Below are 20,826 nucleotides of genomic sequence, written 5' to 3' on the forward strand. Positions count from 1 at the left end.
CGGCCTCTCGAAACCACGACCTTCACAAAGCACTCACGAACCGTGACCCTTACGAGCGAGGTCCGATGCCGCTGCACCTGACACCCGAGGACGCCCGCCGCTACCTGGAGAGCGGGGAGGCGCCCGGCCCCCATCTCGACGTGATCGGCGCCATGTCGGCGCACGCCGCCGCGGCGGGGCTCCGGCTCGGCCTGTTCGAGGCCCTGGCGGACGGGCCCAGGGAGCTGCCCGAGCTGGCCGCCGGGCTCGGCGCCGACCGGGACGGCCTGCGCGTCCTGCTCGGCGCGCTCGCCGGGACCGGGTACGTGACCTCCGGGCCCGGCGGGTACGCGCTGACCGCCGTGTCCCGCCCGCTGCTCGGCGGGTACGGCAACATGCTGCTGTTCTGGCAGGAGGTCCTGGCCGGGCTCTGGGGCGGGCTGGAGGAGTCGGTGCGCTCCGGTGAGCGCGGCGCCGACTTCTACACCTGGCTGGCCGGGCGCCCCGAGGTGCTGGCCCGCTTCCAGCGGCTGCTCCAGGACCAGGCGGGGTGGCTGGCGGAGGAGATCGCCGCCGTCGCCCCCCTGCCGCGCGGCGCCTCCCGGCTGCTGGACCTGGGCGGCGGGCACGCCCGCTACAGCATCGCCTACTGCCGGGACCGGCCGGAGCTGCGCGCCACCGTCGTCGACCTGTCCGCAGGGCTCGACGCGGGCCGCTCGGCGGTGGCCGAAGCGGGGATGGCCGACCGCGTCACCCTTCTCGACGGGGACGTCCTGGGCGATCTCCCGTACCGCGACCAGGACGCCGTGCTGCTGTTCAACCTGCTGCACGGCTTCGGCGAGGAGCGGGCCTTCGCCCTGCTGCGGGCCGCGACGCGCACGCTGCGCCCCGGCGGGGTCGTGCTGGTCCTCGACAGGGACCCCGGCCATCCGGGCGACGCGGCGGCGCGGGCCTTCACCCCGCTCTTCGAGCTCAACCTGCACCACACCCAGGGCGGGCGGCTGTACTCCCCGGAGACGGTCACCCGGTGGCTCGCCGAGGCCGGTTGTCACGACCCGCGGGAGTACGTCCTGACACGCTCCCCGGCGCACCTCCTGATCGTCGCCACCAGGGAGTGACCGTCGTGACCAGGGCGGGGGCGGCCGGGGCCGCCCGGCTCCGCGTCGCCGCCCGGCCCGCCGGGGTGAAGGCGAGGTAACGGCCGGCTGTGCGTCCTTCGCTCGGATCGCTGAGTGAACCCCGGGTGTGCGAAGATCTGCGCTGACGTACTGGCGGGGAACGGCGATGGAGCGTAGCAGAATGAACTCGACGAGGCCGTGGGCCGCTCCCGTGGCGGGGGCTCTCGTGGCCGGAAACATGCTCGTCGCCGTGCCGGCGGCCACCGCCGCGGCGGGCACCGTCTACTACGTCGACTCCAGGGCCGGAGACGACTCAGCCGCCGGGACCTCGGCCTCGGCGGCCTGGCGCAGCCTGGACAACGTCAACGCCGCGACCCTGGGCCCCGGCGACACCGTGCGCCTCAAGCGCGGCGGCAGCTGGCCGGGCGCGCTGACGCTGTCCGGCAAGGGCACCGCCGCCAGCCCCATCTCGGTCGAGCCGTACGGCAAGGGCGCCGCCCCGAGGATCAGCGGCAGGGACGCGGCCTGCGTGGTGATCTCGGGCTCCTACGTGCGGGTCGTGGGGGTGCACGCCAGCAACTGCCAGTGGGCCGGTTTCGAGGTCGGCGGCAACCGCAACGAGCTCGACCGCGTCATCGCCGACCGCAACATCACCGGGGTCCACTTCGTCGGCGCGAGCAACGTCGTCAAGAACAGCGTCCTGCGTGACAACAACCGCATGAGCGTCAACGACGAGGGCGGCGACGACGACTCCGGCGCGTTCGGCGTGCTGCTCAACGGCGACGACAACCTCGTCACCGGAAACCTGATCACCGGCAGCTACGCCGGCAGCAAGGACTACGGCACCGACGGCGCCGCCGTGGAGGTGTTCAACGGCGACCGCAACCGGATCACCCACAACGTCGCCAGGAACAACGAGACCTTCGTCGAGCTCGGCGCGCAGAAGGGCAAGACCGCCGGGGGCAACATCTTCGCCCACAACGTGGTCACCTCCTCGCGCAGGGCCTCCTTCCTCGTCACCCGGGGCGCCGGCCACGTGGTCGGGCCGGTGAGGGGCACCGTCGCGGTGCACAACTCGGTCTACCTGCCCGCCCGCCAGACCCTCGGCTGGGCCTGCCACGACGGCTGCTCCCCGGGGATCCTGAAGCTGCGCAACAACGTCATCGTGGTCGGCGGCGAGGTGGGCTTCGAGGACGGCAAGGGGGCCGACGAGGACGCCGGCGTCTACAAGGGCCGCTCCCTGAAGTTCAAGCTCGGCCCCAGGTCGATCCTGGCCGACCCGCGCTTCAGGAGCCGGACGGACCTGCGCCTGCGCCCCGGCTCCCCGGCGCTCGGCCGTGGCGTCAAGCTCGGCCCCACCTGGTACGGGGGGACGGGCCTGGCCCGTGACCTCTCCGGCGCCAAGCTGTCCGCGTCCCCCGCCGCCGGGGCCTATCAGCCCTGATTTTTACCCATTTGGGGTCTTATTCTGGACATCTCCCCGGAACCTTCGTGAAACCTGGCTAGGACAGTCTGGTGCGTAGAGCGAGGTGATCGGCATGATGTTGCGGCTACGCGTTTCCTTCCCCGACAGGCCGGGCACCCTGGGCCAGGCGGCCCGGGTGCTCGGCACGCTGGGTGCGGACATCCTCCAGGTGACGGTCCTGGAACGTGAGACGGGCCGGGCGGTGGACGACTTCACCGTCTCCTGGCCCGGCACCGTGGACGCGGAGACGGTCAGGGACCGCCTCTCGGGCGTCCCGGGGATGCGCGTCGAGGGCGTCTGGCCCACCCGCGAGATCCCCGGCGCCGCGCCCGACTACGACCTGCTGAAGCACGTCGCCGCCGATCCCGGCAGGGCCTTCGACACCCTCGTGGACGCCATGCCCGACCTGGTGAGCGCCGAGTGGGCGGTGATCCTGTCGCCGGAGAGCGAGGATCTCCTTCACCGCAGCTGGCAGGCTCCGGTGTCCCTCGACGAGACGGGCGGCCTCGTCGGCGTCAAGGCGGCCGACCTCGCCACGTTGCGCCCGGCGGTCCTCGGCTCCGGGCCGTACGGGCTGATGAGCCTCCCGGTGCCGGAGACGAGCCGGCACCTGGTCCTGGCCAGGGCCGACGGACCGCCCTTCCACCGCGCGGAGCTGGATCGCGCCACCAGGGTCCTGGAGATCGTCTCCATCATGAGTCGCGCCTCCTGAGTCCCCGCGTTTCCGATATGTCGGTTATGGGGTAGGAAAAGCTAGGAGTGGTTCGGCGCCACCTTCCGTGACCGCGCCTTCCCGTCCGTCGTGCCCGGGTCCCGTCCACCGAGGGCGGCCGGGTCAGCCCGGCGGGGCGGTGGCCGTCGCGCACACCCGCATCAGATCTCCCCCCGATGACGCCGCCGGTCGTATCGGTACCGGGCCCTCGCGGGTCCGGGAGGAGGGCAGCCTGATGCCTAAGCGCCACGTCGTGACGATGAGCCTGCTGGGGCTCTGCCTGGGAGCGAGTACGGCCTGCGCGGGCGGGAACCCGGCCGTCACGGACGCCGTTCCCGCCGGTTCCGCCGCCCCCGCCGCCCTGGTGCGGGACCTCGACCTCGGCCGGAGTCCCGGCCCCTCGCGGAGCGCCGAGCCGGGCGAGCCGGGCGCGAGCACCACCGCCACCGCCCCCGCCGAGAGCGCCGCACCCGTGCCGGAGGGGTTCAAGCGGATCGGCGGGGCCGCCAACGGCGTCACCGTCGCGATCCCGAAGGAGTGGGTCTCGCTCGACCTGACCAAGGACGACCTCGACAAGGGGCTGGAGAGCAGCGGCCTGTCGGGTCCCACGCTGGAACAGGCGAAGAAGAGCCTGCAGACCCTGGTCGACAACAACGGCCTCTGGGCGTCGGACACCGACTCGGCCAAGACCTCGAAGAACGGGTTCCCCACCAACCTCAACGCCTTCTGCCAGGCCGGGCGGCAGATCTCGACGGAACAGCTGCTCAGGGAGACCAGGTCCCAGCTGGAACAGCTCAACGCCAAGGTCGTCGAGACGGGCAAGGTGCGGATCGGCTCCAGGGAGGCGGCGCGGATCGTCTACTCGTTCGAGACCAACGGCGTCAACGTCCGGGGCACCCAGTACTACGTGCCGGTCGCGGACAGGACCTGCATCGTCACGCTCAGCACCGACACCGGGGGCAAGCAGGAGCTGTTCGACCGGATCGGCGAGACGATCAGGCCGCTCTGAGGACCGTCCCGCTTCCGCGAGATTCCCTCGGGCCGCTCTGACGACCGGCCCGGGCCCGCACCGGGCGTCCCGGTGCCGCGTCAGCGCTGCGGCGGGTCGATGCGGGCGCCGTCCATGGTGAAGAGCATCAGGCGGGTGACGTCGACTCCCACCCGGGCGGACTCCCCGGCCCGCCAGACCGGGCGGGAGCCCAGGCGGACGATGAGGTCGGCCCGGCGGTGGTTGCCGCCGCCGACCTGCTCCTGCGCCTGCTGCGGCCCGGTGTCCTCGTCGAAGGAGACGCCGGGCATCAGCCGCCGCAGGACCGAGCGGACCCGGCCGCCGACGAGGGGGGCGCCCAGGCCGTTGGCCTTGTGCCGGGGGTCGGGGGGCTCGGGCACGGCCACCGAGGTCAGCCCGCTCTCGACGTAGGCGAGCCACTCGTGGCCGTGGTACTCCAGGGCGCGGACGCGGCCGAGGAAGGTCGGCCCCTCGAAGGTGTCGGGGACCGGGGCCAGGCAGTCGGGGCGCAGGCCGACGATGATCTGGCGGCCCACGTGCTGGGAGATGACGTACGCCCTGGGATCGGTCCAGGGAATCATGATCTGGTGCGGCCCGAAGTCCAGCAGGATGTACTGGTTCTGCGGGGTACGGACGGTGGCCGCGAGCAGGTTGATCTGCTGGGAGCTGAGGAAGGCCGCGGTGAAGGCGGTCGCGGGGTCGTTGTAGACCTGGCCGGGGGTGCCGACGTCCTGCAGGACGCCGCGGTTCATGATGGCGATCCGGTCGGCCAGCGTCAGGGCCTCGACCTGGTCGTGCGTCACGTAGATCGTGGTCACCCCGAGAGAGCGGACCAGCGACGAGATCTCCATCCGGAGCTCGGTGCGCATGCCCGCGTCCAGGTTGGAGAGCGGCTCGTCCATCAGGAAGAGCGAAGGCTGGCGGACGATCGCGCGGCCCATCGCCACGCGCTGGCGCTGGCCACCGGAGAGCGTTCCAGGGCGCCGCTCCAGCGTCTCGTCGATGTGCAGCGCCTTGGACAGCTCCGTCACGCGCTCCCTGACCATCGCGGGGTCGGCCTTGGCGATCTCCAGGGGGAAGGCGATGTTGCCGCGTACGGTCCGGTGCGGGTAGAGGGCGCCGTTCTGGAACACCATGGCCACGTCGCGGTCGCGGGGGGCGAGCTCGTTGGCGAGCGTGCCGCCCAGCCACAGGTCCCCGTCGGTGACCTCCTCCAGACCCGCGATCATCCGGAGCAGGGTGGACTTGCCGCAACCGGAGGGGCCCAGGAGTACGAGAAACTCCCCGTTTTCCGCGCGCAGGCTCATGCGGTCGACCGCGAGGTATCCACCCGGGTATACCTTGCTCACGTTGTCGAGGACGACGGTACTCATGCGCGCTCGTTCCTCCCGGACGCCCCCGCCCGGATCCCAGCCGTGTGATTGATGAGGTAGTACATCGCGACAATTGCCCGTGTGTCCATAGATGTCGTTAGAAATTGCTCATCTAATGGTTACTTCTCCGTTCCCCGGCGTGACGTCCAGTCGTGACATCGCACCTTTACCGGAACACCGGCACGAGGGTTGAAATGTTACAATTTGCGAAAAGTTGCAGAAACGAATTTCATAGAGGATGCCGGATGCCGATCGGTTCGCGCCTGGTTAGACCGCATGGTGGGGTGACTGCTTGGTGACTCCTCCGCCTCTTGGAGGCGGCTTCTCGCTAAGCCGCTTGCGCAGCGTCGCGAAGGGCAAGCCCTGCCCTGAGGATGTTCGTGGCCGCGTTCACGTCGGCGTGCGCGGCATGCCCGCACGCCCTACATCGGAACTCGGCCTGGGTGAGGCGGTTGTCCGCAGCACAGTGCCCGCAACGGGCACAGGTGCGGGAGGTGTCGCGGGGATCGACTGCGATCACTTCTCGACCGGCGCTCTCAGCCTTGTACGACAGGATCGTCAGCAACACCCCCCAACCCGCGTCCAGGATGCTCCGGTTCAACCCGGACTTCTGTGCCACGTTGGTGCCGGGAGCCTCGATCGTGCCGGACGCCGAGCGGGTCATGCCCGCAATTCGCAGGTCCTCGTGCACGATCACGTCATAGGCGCGCACCAGGGCGAGCGCGGCCTTGTGCGCGCCGTCCAGGCGTTGACGGCGCACCGTGGCGTGCAGCGCAGCGACCCGGGCCACGGCCTTACCGCGCCGCTTGGACCCCCGTTCCTTGCGGGCCAGGTCGCGTTGCGCGGCGGCGAGACGCTCAGCCGAGGCGGCCAGGTGGCGCCGGTTGTCGACGTGCACACCGTCGGAGGTGGTGGCCAGCGAGGCGACGCCCATGTCGATCCCGGCGACCGCCCCGGTGGCGGGCAACGCCCGGCCGGGCACGTCGTCGCACGACAGCACGACGTACCAGCGGTTGCCTTCCCGCTTCACCGAGATCGTCTTGACGGTGCCCAGGACGCGGCGGTGCCGGTGGACGCGCACCTGTCCGATGCCCTGAAGCCGCACGAACACGGCGGTGGGGTGCTCGGGCTGGGAGTCCCACCGGCAGCCGTCGCCGTCCCTGGGCCAGATGACGGTGTCGAACCGGCCCCTGCCCTTGAAACGGGGGAAGCCGGGCGTACGGCCCTGGCGGACCCGCGTGAAGAACGCCGCGTACGCCCGCTCCAGGCGGCGCAGCGTGGCCTGCTGGGAGGAGAACGACCACCGGCCCTGCCCGCCCGGATCGTCGGCGCGGATGTGCTTCAGCTCCCCCGACTGCTCGCCGTAGCGCACGCTCACCCCGGCCTTGCGGTAGGCGGTGCGCCGGTGCTCAAGAGCGGCGTTGTAAAGCTGCCGGTGATCTTCCAGACACGCCGCGAGCGCGATCTCCTGATGCCGGGTGGGACGCAGCAGGAACGTAAACGACCTACGCACGGCCACCCCCCTTCGGGCCGCGCTCATCGCGCGCCTCGAAGGAGCGTCGCACCTTCTGAGCCGACACCACGCCGGCCGTGGCCACCAAGAACGACCGCGACCACAGCGTGGGCAACCGCAATCGCCGGTGCGCGGACCCGGCGCGCGGGTGAGGGGAGGTGAACCCCATGAACGGGTCGGTCACGGACGACGGCGAGTGCCTGGGGTGCGGCTTGACGAACATGTGTACCTGGCCGGCCATCACCCCAAGCGCCACGATCCACCGGCCGTGCTCGCCGGCCTTGGCGCGGATCGACTCCTCCAAGCGGGTCTTCACCCGCCCGCCCAGAACCGGGCGGCGGCCCTTCGGGTACCAGGCCAGGTGGTAACCGAGGTCATGCGCCGCACCGGGGGAGGTGCGCACCCGACGAGTCACGCGATCACTATGACAGCGACATTCATCCAACGCGCCACGAACGGAGATCTCCGATGCCCAAACCCGACCGGTCAGAGCACGCTCGGGCCTTGGCGGTCCTCCCGCTCCCGATTCCCTTGAGGGCTGAAGCCGCCGGTCCCTTCGGGGGGTTCTGATGGACGGTGAGCTCGCGCAGACCTCACGTTTCCGCTCCGACGGGACGACGATCCGGCTGGCCGACATCGCCGCGCAGGCCGGGGTGAGCGAGGCCACCGTGAGCCGGGTGCTCAACGGCAAGCCCAGCGTCTCGCAGTCGACCCGGCAGGCGGTGCTGACGGCTCTCGACCTGATGGGGTACGAACGCCCGCAGCGGCTGCGCCAGCGCAGCAACGGCCTGGTCGGCCTGGTCACCCCGGAGCTGGACAACCCGATCTTCCCGGCCTTCGCCCAGGCCATCGAGAAGGCGCTCACCCAGCACGGCTACACCCCGGTGCTGTGCACCCAGTTGCCCGGGGGCGCCCCCGAGGACGAGTTCACCGAACTCCTGATGGACCGCGGGGTCAGCGGCATCGTCTTCGTCTCCGGCCTGCACGCCGACACCACGGCGAAGATGGACCGTTACACGCGCCTCATCGAGCGCGGGCTGCCGATCGTCCTGCTCGACGGCTACAGCGAGCGCGTCGAGGCCCCCTTCATCTCCCCGGACGACCGGGCCGCGGCCCGGCTCGCCGTGCAGCACCTGGTCGACCTGGGACACGAGCGCATCGGCCTGGCCCTGGGGCCGCGCCGGTTCGTACCGGTGATCAGGAAGATCGAGGGCTACCGGCAGGCCATGTCCCAGCTGCTCGGCGTCACCGAGATCGACGAGCTCATCTCGCACTCGCTGTTCTCGGTGGAGGGCGGCCAGGCCGCCGCGGCGCAGCTGCTGTCGCGGGGATGTACGGGGATCGTGTGCGCGTCCGACCTGATGGCGCTGGGCGCGATCCGGGCCTGCCGCGACCGGGGGATGTCGGTGCCGGGGGAGGTGTCGGTGGTGGGGTTCGACGACTCGCCGCTGATCGCGTTCACCGACCCGCCGCTCACCACCGTGCGCAAGCCCATCGGCGCGATGGCCTCGGCGGCGGTGGCGACCCTCCTGGAGGAGATCAACGGGGTCCGCGCCAGACACGTCGAGCTGATGTTCCAGCCCGAACTCGTCGTCCGCCGCTCGACCGGCTCCGGCCCCCTGGTCAGCCGCTAGGGCGGGCACCCGGCCAGGTGGTGCCGGGTGTTCGGCGGGTGGTCGGCGGGTGTCCCGCCTGACGGTGACGGGCGCGACCCGGTTCTGACGACGACCCGGTTCTGACGACGACCCGGTTCTGACGACGACCCGGGCGGCCGCCGGGGACGGGTGTGCGGCCAGGTGGGAGCATGGCCCGGTGAACACTGGTCACGACGTCGTCGTCATCGGCGGTACCGGGGTCGACACCACCGCCTACGTGCCCGCGCTCCCCCTGCCGTACGCCGACACCTACGCGGTCCCGCCGGTGATCGACCGGATCGGCAACACCGGCAGCGGGGTCGCCCTCGGCTGCCACGCGCTCGGGCTGAGGGTGAGGCTGGTCGACCTGATCGGCGACGACCCGCAGGGCCGGTTCGTCCGGGCCCACTTCGCGGAGCGGGGGGTGGACACCGGCTGGGCGCTCGCGCCGCAGGGGACCCGGCGCAGCGTCCTGCTCGTCGGCCCGGACGGGCGGCGCACCTCGCTGTTCGACCCGCGCGCCGCGCCGGGGGAGCGGCTGCCCAGGGAGCTCTACCTGGACGCGGTCCGCGCGGCCCGGCACGTCCACGTGTCGATCACCGACTTCTCCCGGCACGTATACCCCGACCTGCGTACCGGTCCCGGGTCGCGTACCGGCTCCGGCGCGAGCACCGGACCCGGGCAGGTCACCGGACCCGGACCGGGTGGCGGGATCGTCCTGGGCGGCGGGTCCGTCTCCACCGACCTGCACGACTGGGACGGCGAGAACGACCACCACCGGGACTTCGCCTACTCCTCCGACCTGGTCTTCCTGTCGGCGACCGCGCTCGGCCCGCGCCGCGACGAGGTCATGCGCGACATCCTGGCGCGCGGCAGGGCGAGGGCCGTGGTCTGCACGGAGGGCGCCGAGGGCTGCCGCGTCCTGGACACGGACGGCTTCCGCGGCTTCCCCGCCGCCCCCCTCCCGGGACCGGTGGTCGACAGCAACGGCGCGGGCGACGCGTTCGTCTCGGGGGTCCTGTACGGGCTGCTCTCCGGGCACTCCCTCGACGACTCCATCCCCCTCGGCGCCGTCGCCGGGGCCCACGCCTGCACGTCGGCGGGCACCCACGAGAACCCCATCACCGAGCCGGACCTCCTCGCCCGCCGACCCGACCGTCACCGGCACCGGACGCGCGGAGACTAGGCGCCGGTCAGCTCGTCGAGGACGGCCCTGGCGGAGGCGCGGTAGGCGGCCACGTTGCGCAGCTTCACGTGCTCGTAGCCGCGGATCACCTCGGGCAGCTCGGCCAGCTCGCGGACCCGCTCCCCGTTCTCCGGGCGCAGGTGCTCCAGCGCGCGGCGCACGTCGCGGGTGTACTCGGCGACGAGTTCCCGCTCGGTCCCGCGCACCCCGCCCAGGCCGAACGGGTCCAGGCGGGTGCCGCGCAGCACGCGCATGCCGTATAGCAGGCGGAAGGCCGGGTCGAACCAGGGGCCGAGGCGGAGCTTGCGCCTCATGCCCAGGGCGCGCAGGAACGGCGGGTGCAGGTTGTAGGAGACCCTCGCGCCGGGACCGAACTCGGCGGCGATCCGCGCCCGCTCGGCCGGGTCGAGGTGCAGGCGCGCCACCTCGTACTCGTCCTTGTACGCCATCAGCCGGTGCAGCTGCCGGGCGTAGGCCTCGGTGACGGCGGTGCTCCCGGGGGAGACCTCCCGCTCTCTGTCGAGGACCGCGCGGACCGCGTCGGCGTACCGGGCGGCGTAGCGCGCGTTCTGGTACGCGACGAGGTCGGGCACCCGGACCGCGAGGATGCGGTGCAGCTCGGTGCCGGGCTCGGCGACCGCGTCGACCAGGCGTACCGCCTCCGGGGCGGGGAGCGGCGCGGCCGGGGCGGCGGGGCGGGTCGCCGCGGCCACGGCCTCGGGGGCGGCGACCACCGCGCGGCCCCAGTGGAAGGCGGCGACGGTCCGCTCGGCGGCCCGGCCGCCGCCCGCGCGGATGGCCCGCTCGATCGACTCCAGGCCGAGCGGGATGAGCCCGCGCTGCCAGGCGGCCCCGACGATGATCGTGTTGGCCGGCATGTGGTCGCCGAACAGCGCCTGGGCCATCTCCTCGGCGTCGAGGTAGACGTTCAGCTCGCGCCGGGTCCGCGACTCCAGCGCGCCGATCGGCGAGGCCGTGTCGGTCAGGTGGGTGGCCGGGTCGAGCACCATCGAACCGGTCGGCACCAGGCTGGTGGAGACCACCGCCACGGTACGGTCGCGGTCGGCGGCGGCCAGGTGGGCGGGGTCGGTGGCGCCGATCAGGTCGAGTGCCAGGTAGGCGTCCACGCTGCCCGCGCCGCCCCGCGCCGAGCGGTCGCCGTCACCGTCGAAGATGAGGATGTCGGAGACGACCGTGCCGCCCTTCTGGGCGAGGCCGGTCTGGTCGAGCCCTCGCGACCGCCTGCCGTCGAGCATCGCGGCGGTGCCGAGGATCTGCGCGACCGACACCACGCCGGTGCCGCCGATGCCGACCAGCCTGATCGAGGTCTCCCCGGTGCGCGCCTCGGGGAGGGGCATCTCCGGCGGGGGCGGCGGAGTGCGCTTCTTGGACGCGGCCTTCCCCTTGGCGGGCAGGACGGTGAGGAAGGACGGGCAGTCGCCCTCCACGCACGAGTAGTCCTTGTTGCAGGACGACTGGTGGATCTCGGTCTTGCGGCCGAACTCGGTCTCCACCGGCAGCACGGACAGGCACTCGGACTTCTGCCCGCAGTCTCCGCAGCCCTCGCAGACCCGCTGGTTGATCGCCACCCTCTTGGCCGGGTCGGGCAGGTCGCCCTTCTTGCGCAGCCGCCGCTTCTCGGCCGCGCACTGCTGGTCGTGGATGAGCACGGTCACGCCGGGGATCGCGGCCAGCTCGCGCTGGGTGTCCTCCAACGCCGTCCGGTCGCGGACCTCGGCGATGCCCGCCAGCCTGACACCCCGGTAGCGCTCGGGCTCGTCGGTGGTGACGACGACCCTGCGCACCCCCTCGGTCTCCAGCCAGCGGGTCAGGTCGGGCACCGACAGCGCCGGGGTGATCGTCTGACCGCCGGTCATCGCGACCGCGCTGTTGTAGAGCAGCTTGTAGGTGATGTTGACGCCCGCCCCGACCGCGGCCCTGACCGCGAGCGAGCCGCTGTGGTGGAAGGTGCCGTCGCCGAGGTTCTGGAAGATGTGCGGGGTGTCGGTGAACGGCGCCTGGCCGATCCACTGCGCCCCCTCGCCGCCCATCTGGGTGAGGCCGGTGAGCGTGCCCTTGCCCTCGCGGTTGAGCACCACCATCGTGTGGCAGCCGATCCCGGCGCCGACGGGCGCGTCGTCGGGGACGGCGGTGGAGCGGTTGTGCGGGCACCCCGAGCAGAAGAAGGGGGTCCGCTTGGTGGTGAGCAGCGTCAGCGGCGCCGGGCGCGAGATGACGGAGAGCCCCCTCGCCACCCGCTCGCCGACGCCGTTCACGCCGTTCAGGCCGCCGTCCAGGCCGTTCACGCCGTCCGGGTTCCGGCGGCGCAGCCGGAAGGCGACGGCCTTGGCGGCCAGGTCGGCGTCGACGGCCCCGTGCCGGGGGATGAGCGGCGCGCCGTTCTCGTCGAGCTTGCCCAGCACGCGGGGGGCGCCGGCCGTTCCGTACAGGATGTCCTTGACCGAGGTCTCCAGCAGCGGGGCCTTCTCCTCCACGACGAGGATCTCCGTCAGCCCCCGGGCGAAGGTCCGGACGATCTCCGGGTCCAGCGGCCAGAGCATGCCGATCTTCAGGAGGCGGACACCTGCCTCCTCCGGGGTGACGCCGAGCTTGCGGAAGCCCTCGCGGACGTCGTAGTAGGCGGTTCCCGAGGCGACGACGCCCAGCCAGGCGTCGCGGGGGTCGGCGGTGACGCGGTTGAGGCCGTTCTCGCGGGCGTAGGCGCGGGCCAGGTCCAGGCGCGGGCCGACGAGCGTGCGCTCCATCTCCAGCGACCACGGGGTGAGCAACGTGGCGTCGGGCACGTGCCGGTACGGCCTGCCCTGGTAGTCGACGACGGGCATGACCGGGACGACCCGGTCATGCCCGACGTCCACGGTGCCGGTGCCGTCCACGACGTTGGAGACGGCCTTCACCGCGACCCACAGCCCGCTGGCCCGGGACGCCGCGATCGCGTGGCGTCCCAGGTCGAGCAGCTCCTGGACGCTGCCGGGATGGACGATCGGCATGCCCAGCGTGGCGAGTGTGCCCTCGGTCGCCGAGGGGAGGGTGGAGGACTTGCAGGTCGGGTCGTCGCCGCAGAGCGCGATCAGGCCGCCCTCGGGGTGGGCGCCGACGAAGTTGCCGTGCCGGAACGCGTCGGCCGCGCGGTCGACGCCGGGCGCCTTGCCGTACCAGACGCCCAGCACGCCGGAGGTGCGCGGGCGGGGGAGCGAGGGCACGAGCTGGCTGCCCCAGACGGAGGTGGCGCCGAGTTCCTCGTTCTGCCCGGGGCGGTGCACCACGCCGAGCGGTTCGGTGTGCCGGCGGGAGCGGGCCAGCTCCTGGTCGAAGCCGCCGAGCGGGGAGCCGGGGTAGCCGGAGACCATCGTGCCGGTACGGAGCCCCGTGAGCCTGTCGGCGCGCATCTGGTCGATGATCACCCGGACCAGGGCCTGGGTGCCGGTCATGAAGACCTGGCCCTCGTCGAGCAGGTAGCGGTCGTCGGGGGAGATCTCACGGGCTTCTGCGAAGATCGTCATGGTTTCGTCCCGTCGTCGGCGCTCCTGCGTTGCCGCAAGGTTATGCCAGGTAGAACGACACTCGATGTCAAACTTTCCAAGGTTGGTGTGTCTCGTTAGCATCTGATGTCATGGATGTGACGGATCGCGCAATTCTTGGGCTCCTACAGGTGGAGGGGCGGCTGAGCAACCTGGAGCTGGCCGAGCGGGTGCGGCTCACGCCCTCCCCGTGCCTGCGCCGGGTCCGCAACCTGGAGGAGTCGGGAGTGATCACCGGCTACCGCGCCGTGATCGACCCGGCGGCCGTGGGCCGGGGCTTCCAGGTCGTCGCCTACGTCGAGCTGGAGGGCCAGGACGCCGAGACGGTCACCGCCTTCGAGGCCGCCGTCATGGAGATCGACGACGTGGTGGAGTGCCTGCGCATGTTCGGCCGCCCCGACTACGTGCTGCGGGTGGCGGTGCCCGACATGGACGCCTACAGCCAGCTCTGCCTGGAGCGGCTCGGCCGCCTGCCCGGTCTCGACAAGCTCACCTCGCAGATCGCGATGAAAGCCCTCAAGCCGGGCGGCGTCCTGCCCCTGTGAACCCCGCGGACCGGGTCGTGGGCCGGGGTCTCCCGGAGTGGTGCGATGCCGTTTCGCCGGTAGAGGGCTGACCGTAAAGCCAATTTTTGTCCGAAATTGGAAAAAGCCTACTATTTCTGTAGGATTAGCCGAGAAGGCGCTGACGACGTGTTACGACACGCCGTCGGCGCCGTACCGCAGGAAACCCCCACGGCGAGCCCTCGCCGGACGCGACGAAGTGAGCTGTCCGAAACCACGCCCGCAACGGCCTCCACGCCTCTCGTGCGGTCCGGTGGCAAGGACGCCCATCAGGAGAGACAGTGAACAGGAAGACGACGCCGTTCATCGGAGCCGTGATCGCGGCCGCGCTGGTCCTCGCCGGATGCGGCTCGGGCTCAGTCTCCGGCTCCGGCCAGGACTCCGGCTCGGGCTCCGGCTCCGGGGGGAGCGCCGCGCCCGCGGGGTCGGCCGCCGCCTTCGACCCGGCCGCGACGATCGAGGTCGGCTCGCTCTACGAGCCGCAGAACCTCGACAACACAGGCGGCGGCGGGCAGGGCGTGACGGAGGCGTTCAACGGCAACGTCTACGAGGGCCTGTTCAGGCTCACCGACGAGGGCAAGGTCGAGAACCTGCTCGCCGAGAGTCACGAGGTCAGCTCCGACGGTCTCACCTACACCTTCACCCTGCGCGACGGCGTCACGTTCCACTCGGGCGACCCCCTCACCTCGGCCGACGTGAAGGACAGCATCGAGCGGGTCACCGCGAAGGAGTCGCAGTCGGCCCGCAAGGGCAGCTTCGCCGTCGTCAAGAGCGTCGAGACCCCCGACGACAGGACGGTCGTCGTGAAGCTGAAGGACAAGTCGATCTCGTTCGTCTACAACCTCAGCTACATCTGGATCGTCAACGACACGGCGAAGGACCTGGCGAAGTCCGAGGACGGGACCGGCCCGTACCGGCTGGGCGAGTGGAAGCGCGGCTCCACGCTGAGCCTGACCCCGTTCGACGGTTACTGGGGCACCGCCCCGACGAACAAGGGTGTGGTGTTCCACTACTTCACCTCGGCGACCGCGCTCAACAACGCGCTGCTGACCGACGCCGTCGACGTCGTGACCAGCGAGCAGAGCCCGGACGCGCTGGAGCAGTTCAAGAACAACCCGAACTACAAGGTCAACGACGGCCGGTCGACGACCAAGCTCCTGCTCGCCTTCAACGACAGGGCCAAGCCCTTCGACAACAAGCTCGTCCGCAAGGCCGTCGGCTCCGCCATCGACGACCGCAAGCTGCTCGACTCCATCTGGGGCGGCTACGGGACGGCGATCGGCTCGATGGTCCCGCCCAGCGACCCCTGGTACGAGGACCTCACCTCGGTCGACCCCTACGACGTGGAACTGGCCAGGAAGCAGCTCGCCGAGGCGGGTCTCCCGAACGGGTTCGACTTCACGCTCGACACCCCGAACTACGACCCGCACCCCACCGCGGCCACGTTCATCAAGGGCGAGCTGGCCAAGATCGGCGTCAACGTGACGATCAACGTCATCACCGCCGACGAGTGGTACACCAAGGTCTTCAAGAACCGCGACTTCACCGCGACGCTGCAGGAGCACGTCAACGACCGCGACGTCGTCTGGTACGGCAACCCCGACTTCTACTGGGGCTACGACAACCCCGAGGTGACCGAGCTGGTGAACGAGGCCGAGAAGAGCGACACCGTCGAGCGGCAGGCCGAGCTGCTCAAGCAGGCCAACCGGAAGATCGCCGAGGACGCCGCCAGCGACTGGCTCTACCTCTACCCGCAGATCGTGGTGGCCTCGTCGTCGCTGTCGGGCTACCCGGTCAACGGCCTCAACTCGCAGTTCCACGCCTACGGCATCAAGAAGGGCTGATGCCCGGCCCGCACCTCACCCGCCCGGCCCGCCGCCCCGTGCGGCGGGCCGGGGGCCGGCGCGCGTGCCCGCCGGTACGGAGTCCCCTGTCATGACCACTCACCCGCTGCCCGGTTCTTCATGATCACTTACCTGCTGCGGCGGGCGGCCTTCCTCGTCGTCTCGCTCCTGCTGGCCTGCGTCGTGCTGTTCCTGCTGCTGCGCCTGCTGCCCGGCGACCCCGCCAACGCGCTGCTGTCGGTCGGGGCCACCCCCGAGCAGATCGAGGCCGCCCGCCACCAGATCGGCTCCGACCGGCCGCTGCCCGAGCAGTTCGCCACCTGGATCGGCCGGCTCGCCACCCTCGACCTGGGCGAGTCGTTCATCAGCACCCTCCCGGTCGGCCCGGAGATCGCCTCCCGCCTGGTCGTCACCGTCCCGCTCACGCTGCTGTCCTTCCTGCTGGCCGTCGCCGTCGCCGTACCGGTCGGCTTCGTCGCCGCCCACCGCGCGAACACCTGGTACGGGGCCCTGCTCAGCGGGCTGTCCCAGCTGGGCATCGCGGTCCCGGCCTTCTGGGTGGGGATGCTGCTGATCACGGTGTTCTCGCTCCGGCTGAGGGCGTTCCCGGCCGGGGGCTTCCCCAGGGACGACTGGGCCGACCCGGTCGCGGCCCTCACCTCGCTGGCGCTGCCCGTCGTCACGATCGCCCTCGTCATGTCGGCCTCGCTCGTCCGCTACGTCCGCTCCGCCACCCTGGACGTGCTCGGCAGCGACCACCTGCGGACCTTCAGGGCGCTCGGCTCCTCCTTCACCGGGGCGATGTGGCGGCACGGCCTGCGCAACGCGGCCGTGCCCGTGGTCTCCGTCCTCGGGATCGAGCTCGCCACGACCTTCCTCGGGGCCGTCGTCGTCGAGAGCGTCTTCGCCCTCCCCGGCCTCGGCGGCATGCTGGTCAAGGGGATCGCCCAGCACGACTACCCGGTGATCCAGGGCATCCTGTTCGTCAGCACCTTCGCGGTCCTGCTGATCGGCTTCGCCGCCGACCTCGCCCAGCGGCTCATCGACCCCCGGCTGCGCGGCACCGTCTCCGGAGGCCCCCGATGAAGGCCGCGCCCTCCGTACCGGACAGTCCCGCCCGGTCGCGGCGGTCCACCAGGTCCGCGACGCTCGTGATCGGGTGCGTGCTCGCCGGCCTGGTCGTCGCCGTCGCGGTCGTCTCCCTCCTCTGGCTCCCGTACGCCCCGGACGACACCTCCGGGAGCCGGCTCATGCCCCCGGGGGCCGCCCACCCGCTGGGCACCGACAAGCTGGGCCGGGACCTGCTCACGCAGCTGATGATCGGCGCTCGGATCGCGCTCACGGTCGGAGTCGGGTCGGTCCTGCTCGGCGGCCTCCTCGGCCTGCTCGCCGGTCTCGCGGCCGGGTTCGCCACCCGCTGGCTCGACGACACGCTCTCGGTGCTGCTCGACATCCTCATCGCCTTCCCCACCCTGCTCCTGGCGATGCTCGTGGTCGCGGTGCGCTCGGCGTCGCTCGGCTCGGCGATCCTCGCGATCGGGCTGGGCATGTCCGCGATCGTGGCGAGGCTCACCCGGGTGCTCGTCAAGCGCGTGCTGGCCCAGGACTTCGTCACGGCCTCGCGCACCTCGGGAACCTCCTGGCCGCGCGTGGTGACCGAGCACGTCCTGCCGAACATCTGGCCGACGCTGCTGGTCAACCTCGCGCTCCAGCTCGGGCTCGCCGTGCTGGCCGAGGCGTCGCTGTCCTACCTGGGGCTCGGCCCGCCCCCGCCGAACGCCTCCTGGGGGCGCATGCTGCAGGAGGCCCAGGCGACCGTGCTCACCGCCCCGGCCGGCGCCGTCGCGCCCGGCGTGCTGCTGGTCGTGCTCGTCGTCGGCGTGAACCTGATCGCCGACGGCCTCAGGGACGTGGCCGACCCGACCCGGCGGAGGACGCGATGAGCCTGCTCGACGTCACGGGGCTGCGCGTGCGCTCCGCCGACGGCCACGACCTCGTCAGGGGCCTGTCCTTCACGGTCGGCCCGGGGGAGCGGCTCGGCCTGATCGGCGAGTCCGGCTCCGGCAAGTCGCTGACCGCCCTCGCGGTGATGGGCCTGCTGCCGTCCGGCATGACCGCGTCCGGCAGCGTCGTGCTGGACGCGCCGGGCACGGGCCCGTCCGAGATCGTCGGCGCCCCCGAGCGGCGCCTGAACGGGCTGCGCGGCCGGGCGGTGTCGGTCGTCTTCCAGGAGCCCCTCACGGCCCTCGACCCGCTCATGAGGGTCGGCCGCCAGCTCGCCGAGCCCATCAGGCGCAGGCGGGGACTGCGCGGCGCCGCCCTGCGCGCCGCCGTGGCCGACGCGCTCGGGGAGGTACGGATCGCCGAACCCGGCCGGGTCGCGCGGGCGTACCCGCACGAGATCTCCGGCGGCCAGCGCCAGCGCGTCGCCATCGCGATGGCCCTGGCCTGCGAGCCCGCGCTGCTCATCGCCGACGAGCCCACCACGGCCCTCGACGTGACGGTGCAGGCGGAGGTGCTCGCCCTGCTCGGCGGCCTGGTCACCGCCCGGGGCATGGCCCTGCTGTTCATCGGCCACGACCTCGCGGTCGTCTCCGGGATCACCGACCGCGTCCTCGTCCTCAAGGACGGCGAGGCCGTCGAGTCGGGAACCGTCAGGGAGATCGTGGGCGCGCCGCGCCACCCGTACACCCGGTCGCTGGTGGCGGGCGCCCGGCACCTCGACAGCGCACTGGATTGGACGAACCGTTGACCCGGCCCATCCCGGACCAGCCGTCCGAGCCCACCGAGCCCACCGAGCCCACCGAGCCCACCGAGCCCACCGAGCCCACCGAGCCGTCCGCGGCAGCGGCAGCGGCCGGGAGCGTCGGGGACGAGGCGGTCCGGCCCGTCCTGGAGGCGCGCCAGGTGGGGTTCGCCTACCGCCGGGCGGCCCCCGTGCTCTCCGACGTCTCCTTCGAGGTGCTGCCGGGGCGTAGCACAGCCCTGGTCGGGGAGTCGGGGGCGGGCAAGACGACGCTGCTGCGCCTGCTGCTCGGCCTGGCCGTGCCCACCGCCGGGCGGATCCTCTTCGACGGCACGCCGCTGTCGCCGCGCGACCGGGGGCGGATGCGCGCGTTCCGCCGCAGCGTGCAGACCGTCTTCCAGGACCCGTACTCCTCGCTCGACCCCCGGCAGCGCGTGGGCAGGATCGTCGCCGAGCCGCTCCGCTCGCTCGGGCTGGTACCGGCGGCGCGGTGGAACTCCTCGGCCGCGGACCTGCGCGTCGCCGCCGCGCTGGAGGCCGTCGGGCTGCCCGCCGACGCCGCGCGCCGCTACCCGCACGAGTTCTCCGGCGGGCAGCGCCAGCGGGTCGCCATCGCGCGGGCCATCGTGTGCGAGCCCCGGGTCCTGCTCGCCGACGAGCCCGTCAGCGCCCTGGACGTCTCCACGCGGGTACGGGTCATCGACCTGCTGGCCGAGCTGCGCGAGAGCCACGGGCTGACCGTCGTGATGGTCTCCCACGACCTCGCCGTGGTCGCGATGCTCTGCGACCACACGGCGGTCCTGGAGCGCGGCCGGATCGTGGAGCAGGGCGACACCGCCACCGTGCTCGGCTCCCCGCGCCACCCCTACACCCGGCGCCTGATCGACAGCGTGCCGAGGCTCCCCACCACCTGACCGGCCCGCGTCAGCGCAGCAGCGGGAGCTTGCCCGTGAGGCGCTCCACGGCCTGGCGCGGGCCCAGCAGGCTCACCGCGTAGTACGAGAGATCCTCGCCGTCGGCGCGGGCCAGGCCGGCCAGATACTCGTCGTAGACGTTGGTGCGCTGCGCGATGGCCGCCATGTCGGCGACGACCAGCTCCGCCTCCCCCGCCGCCTCGTTCCTGACCCGGCGGACGACGTCGGCGGGCGCGGCCAGCACCGTGCACCCGGTCCAGGGCAGCCCGGCGTGGGCGCGGCCCGAGGCGTCGGTGCCCGCCGAGCCCAGGATCGCGGGGACGGCCCCGCCCACGGACGCGGCCAGGCAGGCGGCGGCGTTGGCCTGCAGGCCCCGGGGCAGGTCGTGGTCGATCACGATCACCCATTTCACCGGAAGCCGCCGGGTGGGCAGGTCGGTCCGGCGGTCGAGGGTGTCGATCCAGTCGGCCGTCATGGTCATTCCGTGTTCCTCTCTCCGAACTTGTGAGAGGACGCTCGCACTCATACCGTAGGTATCACAATCTGATCTCGCTCTTTCCGAAGGAAGTTCGGGGATTCGTGGGAAAATGTGTCCGTGGACGAACTTGATACGGCCATCCTCGCCGAACTCCAGCGCGACGGCCGCCAGACCAACCGCGAGCTGGCCGAGCGGCTCGGCATCGCGCCCTCGACCTGCCTGGAGCGGGTGCGGTCCCTGCGGAGCAGGCAGGTGATCGAGGGCTTCCACGCGGAGGTCAACCTCGCGGCCATCGGCCGCCCGGTCCAGGCGCTCATCAACGTCCGGCTGCACCCGAAGATCAGGGAGGCGGTCGAGGGCTTCCGCGACCACGTCGCCGCGCTCCCCGAGACCCTCGCGGTCTTCGTGGTGTCCGGCGGCGACGACTTCATCATCCAGGTGGCCGTACGCGACACCGGCCACCTGCGCGACTTCGTCCTCGACCACGTCTCCCGGCACCGCAACATCGCCGACGTGCGCACCTCGCTGGTCTACGACCACATCCGCAAGACCTCCGTCGAGGTACTGCCCCCCGAGCGGCCCGGCCCGCCCCGGACCCGCCACCGCTGAGCGGGTCCGGGACCGGCGGGCCGGGCGCCGGGGGTGAGGCCTCCGGGTTCGGCCGAGGGGGGCGGCGATCTGGATCCGATCCAGGTCGGGGGCGTAACCCGTGGAGGAGTTGCCGAACCTGATCGTGTTGCTCCCGGCCCGCAG

Annotated in this window: 18 protein-coding genes; 13 read left to right on the forward strand and 5 right to left on the reverse strand. The window is 72.0% G+C overall.

Annotation, left to right across the window (positions count from 1 at the left end; translation table 11 throughout):
* Positions 1 to 65: 65 nt before the first annotated feature.
* From ACFYWM_RS03605 to ACFYWM_RS03620, 4 genes are all read left to right on the forward strand, one after another.
* Positions 66 to 1,097, forward strand: coding sequence for a methyltransferase (locus tag ACFYWM_RS03605; protein WP_389908042.1), 1,032 nt, complete (start codon positions 66 to 68; stop codon positions 1,095 to 1,097).
* A 166-nt stretch (positions 1,098 to 1,263) separates the two neighbouring features.
* Positions 1,264 to 2,541 carry a right-handed parallel beta-helix repeat-containing protein gene (locus ACFYWM_RS03610; protein WP_389908044.1) on the forward strand — a complete coding sequence of 426 codons (1,278 nt, stop codon included), beginning with the start codon at positions 1,264 to 1,266 and terminating at the stop codon, positions 2,539 to 2,541.
* 94 nt (positions 2,542 to 2,635) lie between these two features.
* Positions 2,636 to 3,274, forward strand: coding sequence for an amino acid-binding protein (locus tag ACFYWM_RS03615; protein ID WP_389908046.1), 639 nt, complete (start codon positions 2,636 to 2,638; stop codon positions 3,272 to 3,274).
* A 235-nt stretch (positions 3,275 to 3,509) separates the two neighbouring features.
* The gene (locus ACFYWM_RS03620; protein WP_389908048.1) at positions 3,510 to 4,283 is read left to right on the forward strand and encodes a hypothetical protein; all 774 of its coding nucleotides are present in this window, start codon (positions 3,510 to 3,512) and stop codon (positions 4,281 to 4,283) included.
* Positions 4,284 to 4,363: 80 nt separating this feature from the next.
* Here the strand turns inward: ACFYWM_RS03620 and ACFYWM_RS03625 are convergent, their stop codons facing one another.
* The 3 genes from ACFYWM_RS03625 to tnpA all read right to left on the reverse strand — a co-directional run bounded on the left by ACFYWM_RS03625 (position 4,364) and on the right by tnpA (position 7,584).
* Complete coding sequence (locus tag ACFYWM_RS03625) at positions 4,364 to 5,656, reverse strand: ABC transporter ATP-binding protein (RefSeq protein WP_389908050.1); 1,293 nt, start codon at positions 5,654 to 5,656, stop codon at positions 4,364 to 4,366.
* 328 nt (positions 5,657 to 5,984) lie between these two features.
* A complete protein-coding gene (locus ACFYWM_RS03630) occupies positions 5,985 to 7,169 on the reverse strand; it encodes an RNA-guided endonuclease InsQ/TnpB family protein (protein ID WP_389908052.1) in 1,185 nt (394 codons plus the stop codon).
* Positions 7,162 to 7,584 (reverse strand): IS200/IS605 family transposase, encoded by a 423-nt coding sequence (gene tnpA / locus ACFYWM_RS03635; RefSeq protein WP_389908054.1) that lies wholly within the window; start codon positions 7,582 to 7,584, stop codon positions 7,162 to 7,164. The genes ACFYWM_RS03630 and tnpA overlap by 8 nt, the downstream gene beginning before the upstream one ends.
* A 154-nt stretch (positions 7,585 to 7,738) precedes the next feature.
* On the opposite strand from tnpA, the gene ACFYWM_RS03640 reads away from it, so the two are divergent.
* Positions 7,739 to 8,803, forward strand: a complete 1,065-nt coding sequence (locus ACFYWM_RS03640) for a LacI family DNA-binding transcriptional regulator (protein ID WP_389908056.1) — start codon at positions 7,739 to 7,741, stop codon at positions 8,801 to 8,803.
* Positions 8,804 to 8,981: 178 nt separating this feature from the next.
* Positions 8,982 to 9,989: a carbohydrate kinase family protein gene (locus tag ACFYWM_RS03645; protein WP_389908058.1), complete on the forward strand. Its 1,008-nt coding sequence runs from the start codon at positions 8,982 to 8,984 to the stop codon at positions 9,987 to 9,989.
* Here ACFYWM_RS03645 and ACFYWM_RS03650 read toward each other — a convergent pair.
* Positions 9,986 to 13,510 carry an indolepyruvate ferredoxin oxidoreductase family protein gene (locus tag ACFYWM_RS03650; RefSeq protein ID WP_389908060.1) on the reverse strand — a complete coding sequence of 1,175 codons (3,525 nt, stop codon included), beginning with the start codon at positions 13,508 to 13,510 and terminating at the stop codon, positions 9,986 to 9,988. The two genes, ACFYWM_RS03645 and ACFYWM_RS03650, sit on opposite strands and share 4 nt — an antisense overlap.
* Positions 13,511 to 13,620: 110 nt before the next feature.
* Between ACFYWM_RS03650 and ACFYWM_RS03655 the strand changes: the two genes are divergently transcribed.
* The 6 genes from ACFYWM_RS03655 (at position 13,621) to ACFYWM_RS03680 (ending at position 19,595) form a co-directional block, all read left to right on the forward strand.
* Positions 13,621 to 14,073: an Lrp/AsnC family transcriptional regulator gene (locus ACFYWM_RS03655; protein ID WP_350966664.1), complete on the forward strand. Its 453-nt coding sequence runs from the start codon at positions 13,621 to 13,623 to the stop codon at positions 14,071 to 14,073.
* 299 nt (positions 14,074 to 14,372) lie between these two features.
* Positions 14,373 to 15,935 carry an ABC transporter substrate-binding protein gene (locus ACFYWM_RS03660; protein ID WP_389908062.1) on the forward strand — a complete coding sequence of 521 codons (1,563 nt, stop codon included), beginning with the start codon at positions 14,373 to 14,375 and terminating at the stop codon, positions 15,933 to 15,935.
* A gap of 120 nt (positions 15,936 to 16,055) precedes the next feature.
* Positions 16,056 to 17,021 carry an ABC transporter permease gene (locus ACFYWM_RS03665; protein WP_389908064.1) on the forward strand — a complete coding sequence of 322 codons (966 nt, stop codon included), beginning with the start codon at positions 16,056 to 16,058 and terminating at the stop codon, positions 17,019 to 17,021.
* On the forward strand, positions 17,018 to 17,878 hold the full coding sequence (locus tag ACFYWM_RS03670) for an ABC transporter permease (RefSeq protein WP_389908066.1): 861 nt from the start codon (positions 17,018 to 17,020) through the stop codon (positions 17,876 to 17,878). Before ACFYWM_RS03665 ends, ACFYWM_RS03670 begins: the two co-directional genes overlap by 4 nt.
* Positions 17,875 to 18,687: an ATP-binding cassette domain-containing protein gene (locus tag ACFYWM_RS03675; protein WP_389908068.1), complete on the forward strand. Its 813-nt coding sequence runs from the start codon at positions 17,875 to 17,877 to the stop codon at positions 18,685 to 18,687. The genes ACFYWM_RS03670 and ACFYWM_RS03675 overlap by 4 nt, the downstream gene beginning before the upstream one ends.
* Positions 18,684 to 19,595 (forward strand): ABC transporter ATP-binding protein, encoded by a 912-nt coding sequence (locus ACFYWM_RS03680; protein WP_389908070.1) that lies wholly within the window; start codon positions 18,684 to 18,686, stop codon positions 19,593 to 19,595. The genes ACFYWM_RS03675 and ACFYWM_RS03680 overlap by 4 nt, the downstream gene beginning before the upstream one ends.
* A 10-nt stretch (positions 19,596 to 19,605) precedes the next feature.
* Here ACFYWM_RS03680 and ACFYWM_RS03685 read toward each other — a convergent pair whose 3' ends face one another.
* Positions 19,606 to 20,076, reverse strand: a complete 471-nt coding sequence (locus tag ACFYWM_RS03685) for a DUF2000 domain-containing protein (protein WP_389908072.1) — start codon at positions 20,074 to 20,076, stop codon at positions 19,606 to 19,608.
* A 114-nt stretch (positions 20,077 to 20,190) separates the two neighbouring features.
* On the opposite strand from ACFYWM_RS03685, the gene ACFYWM_RS03690 reads away from it, so the two are divergent.
* Entirely contained in the window at positions 20,191 to 20,682 is a 492-nt protein-coding gene (locus ACFYWM_RS03690) for an Lrp/AsnC family transcriptional regulator (RefSeq protein ID WP_389908074.1), read from the forward strand.
* Positions 20,683 to 20,826 lie beyond the last annotated feature (144 nt).

Source organism: Streptosporangium sp. NPDC002721 (assembly GCF_042888905.1).
Lineage (GTDB): Bacteria > Actinomycetota > Actinomycetes > Streptosporangiales > Streptosporangiaceae > Streptosporangium.

What these genes read in the sequence shown, in the direction of transcription:
- ACFYWM_RS03605 (WP_389908042.1), top strand. Translation starts at nt 66, where the DNA reads ATGCCGCTGCACCTGACACCCGAGGACGCCCGCCGCTACCTGGAGAGC.
- ACFYWM_RS03610 (WP_389908044.1), top strand. Translation starts at nt 1,264, where the DNA reads ATGGAGCGTAGCAGAATGAACTCGACGAGGCCGTGGGCCGCTCCCGTG.
- ACFYWM_RS03615 (WP_389908046.1), top strand. Translation starts at nt 2,636, where the DNA reads ATGATGTTGCGGCTACGCGTTTCCTTCCCCGACAGGCCGGGCACCCTG.
- ACFYWM_RS03620 (WP_389908048.1), top strand. Translation starts at nt 3,510, where the DNA reads ATGCCTAAGCGCCACGTCGTGACGATGAGCCTGCTGGGGCTCTGCCTG.
- ACFYWM_RS03625 (WP_389908050.1), bottom strand. Translation starts at nt 5,656, where the DNA reads ATGAGTACCGTCGTCCTCGACAACGTGAGCAAGGTATACCCGGGTGGA.
- ACFYWM_RS03640 (WP_389908056.1), top strand. Translation starts at nt 7,739, where the DNA reads ATGGACGGTGAGCTCGCGCAGACCTCACGTTTCCGCTCCGACGGGACG.
- ACFYWM_RS03650 (WP_389908060.1), bottom strand. Translation starts at nt 13,510, where the DNA reads ATGACGATCTTCGCAGAAGCCCGTGAGATCTCCCCCGACGACCGCTAC.
- ACFYWM_RS03655 (WP_350966664.1), top strand. Translation starts at nt 13,621, where the DNA reads ATGGATGTGACGGATCGCGCAATTCTTGGGCTCCTACAGGTGGAGGGG.
- ACFYWM_RS03665 (WP_389908064.1), top strand. Translation starts at nt 16,056, where the DNA reads ATGATCACTTACCTGCTGCGGCGGGCGGCCTTCCTCGTCGTCTCGCTC.
- ACFYWM_RS03670 (WP_389908066.1), top strand. Translation starts at nt 17,018, where the DNA reads ATGAAGGCCGCGCCCTCCGTACCGGACAGTCCCGCCCGGTCGCGGCGG.
- ACFYWM_RS03675 (WP_389908068.1), top strand. Translation starts at nt 17,875, where the DNA reads ATGAGCCTGCTCGACGTCACGGGGCTGCGCGTGCGCTCCGCCGACGGC.
- ACFYWM_RS03685 (WP_389908072.1), bottom strand. Translation starts at nt 20,076, where the DNA reads ATGACCATGACGGCCGACTGGATCGACACCCTCGACCGCCGGACCGAC.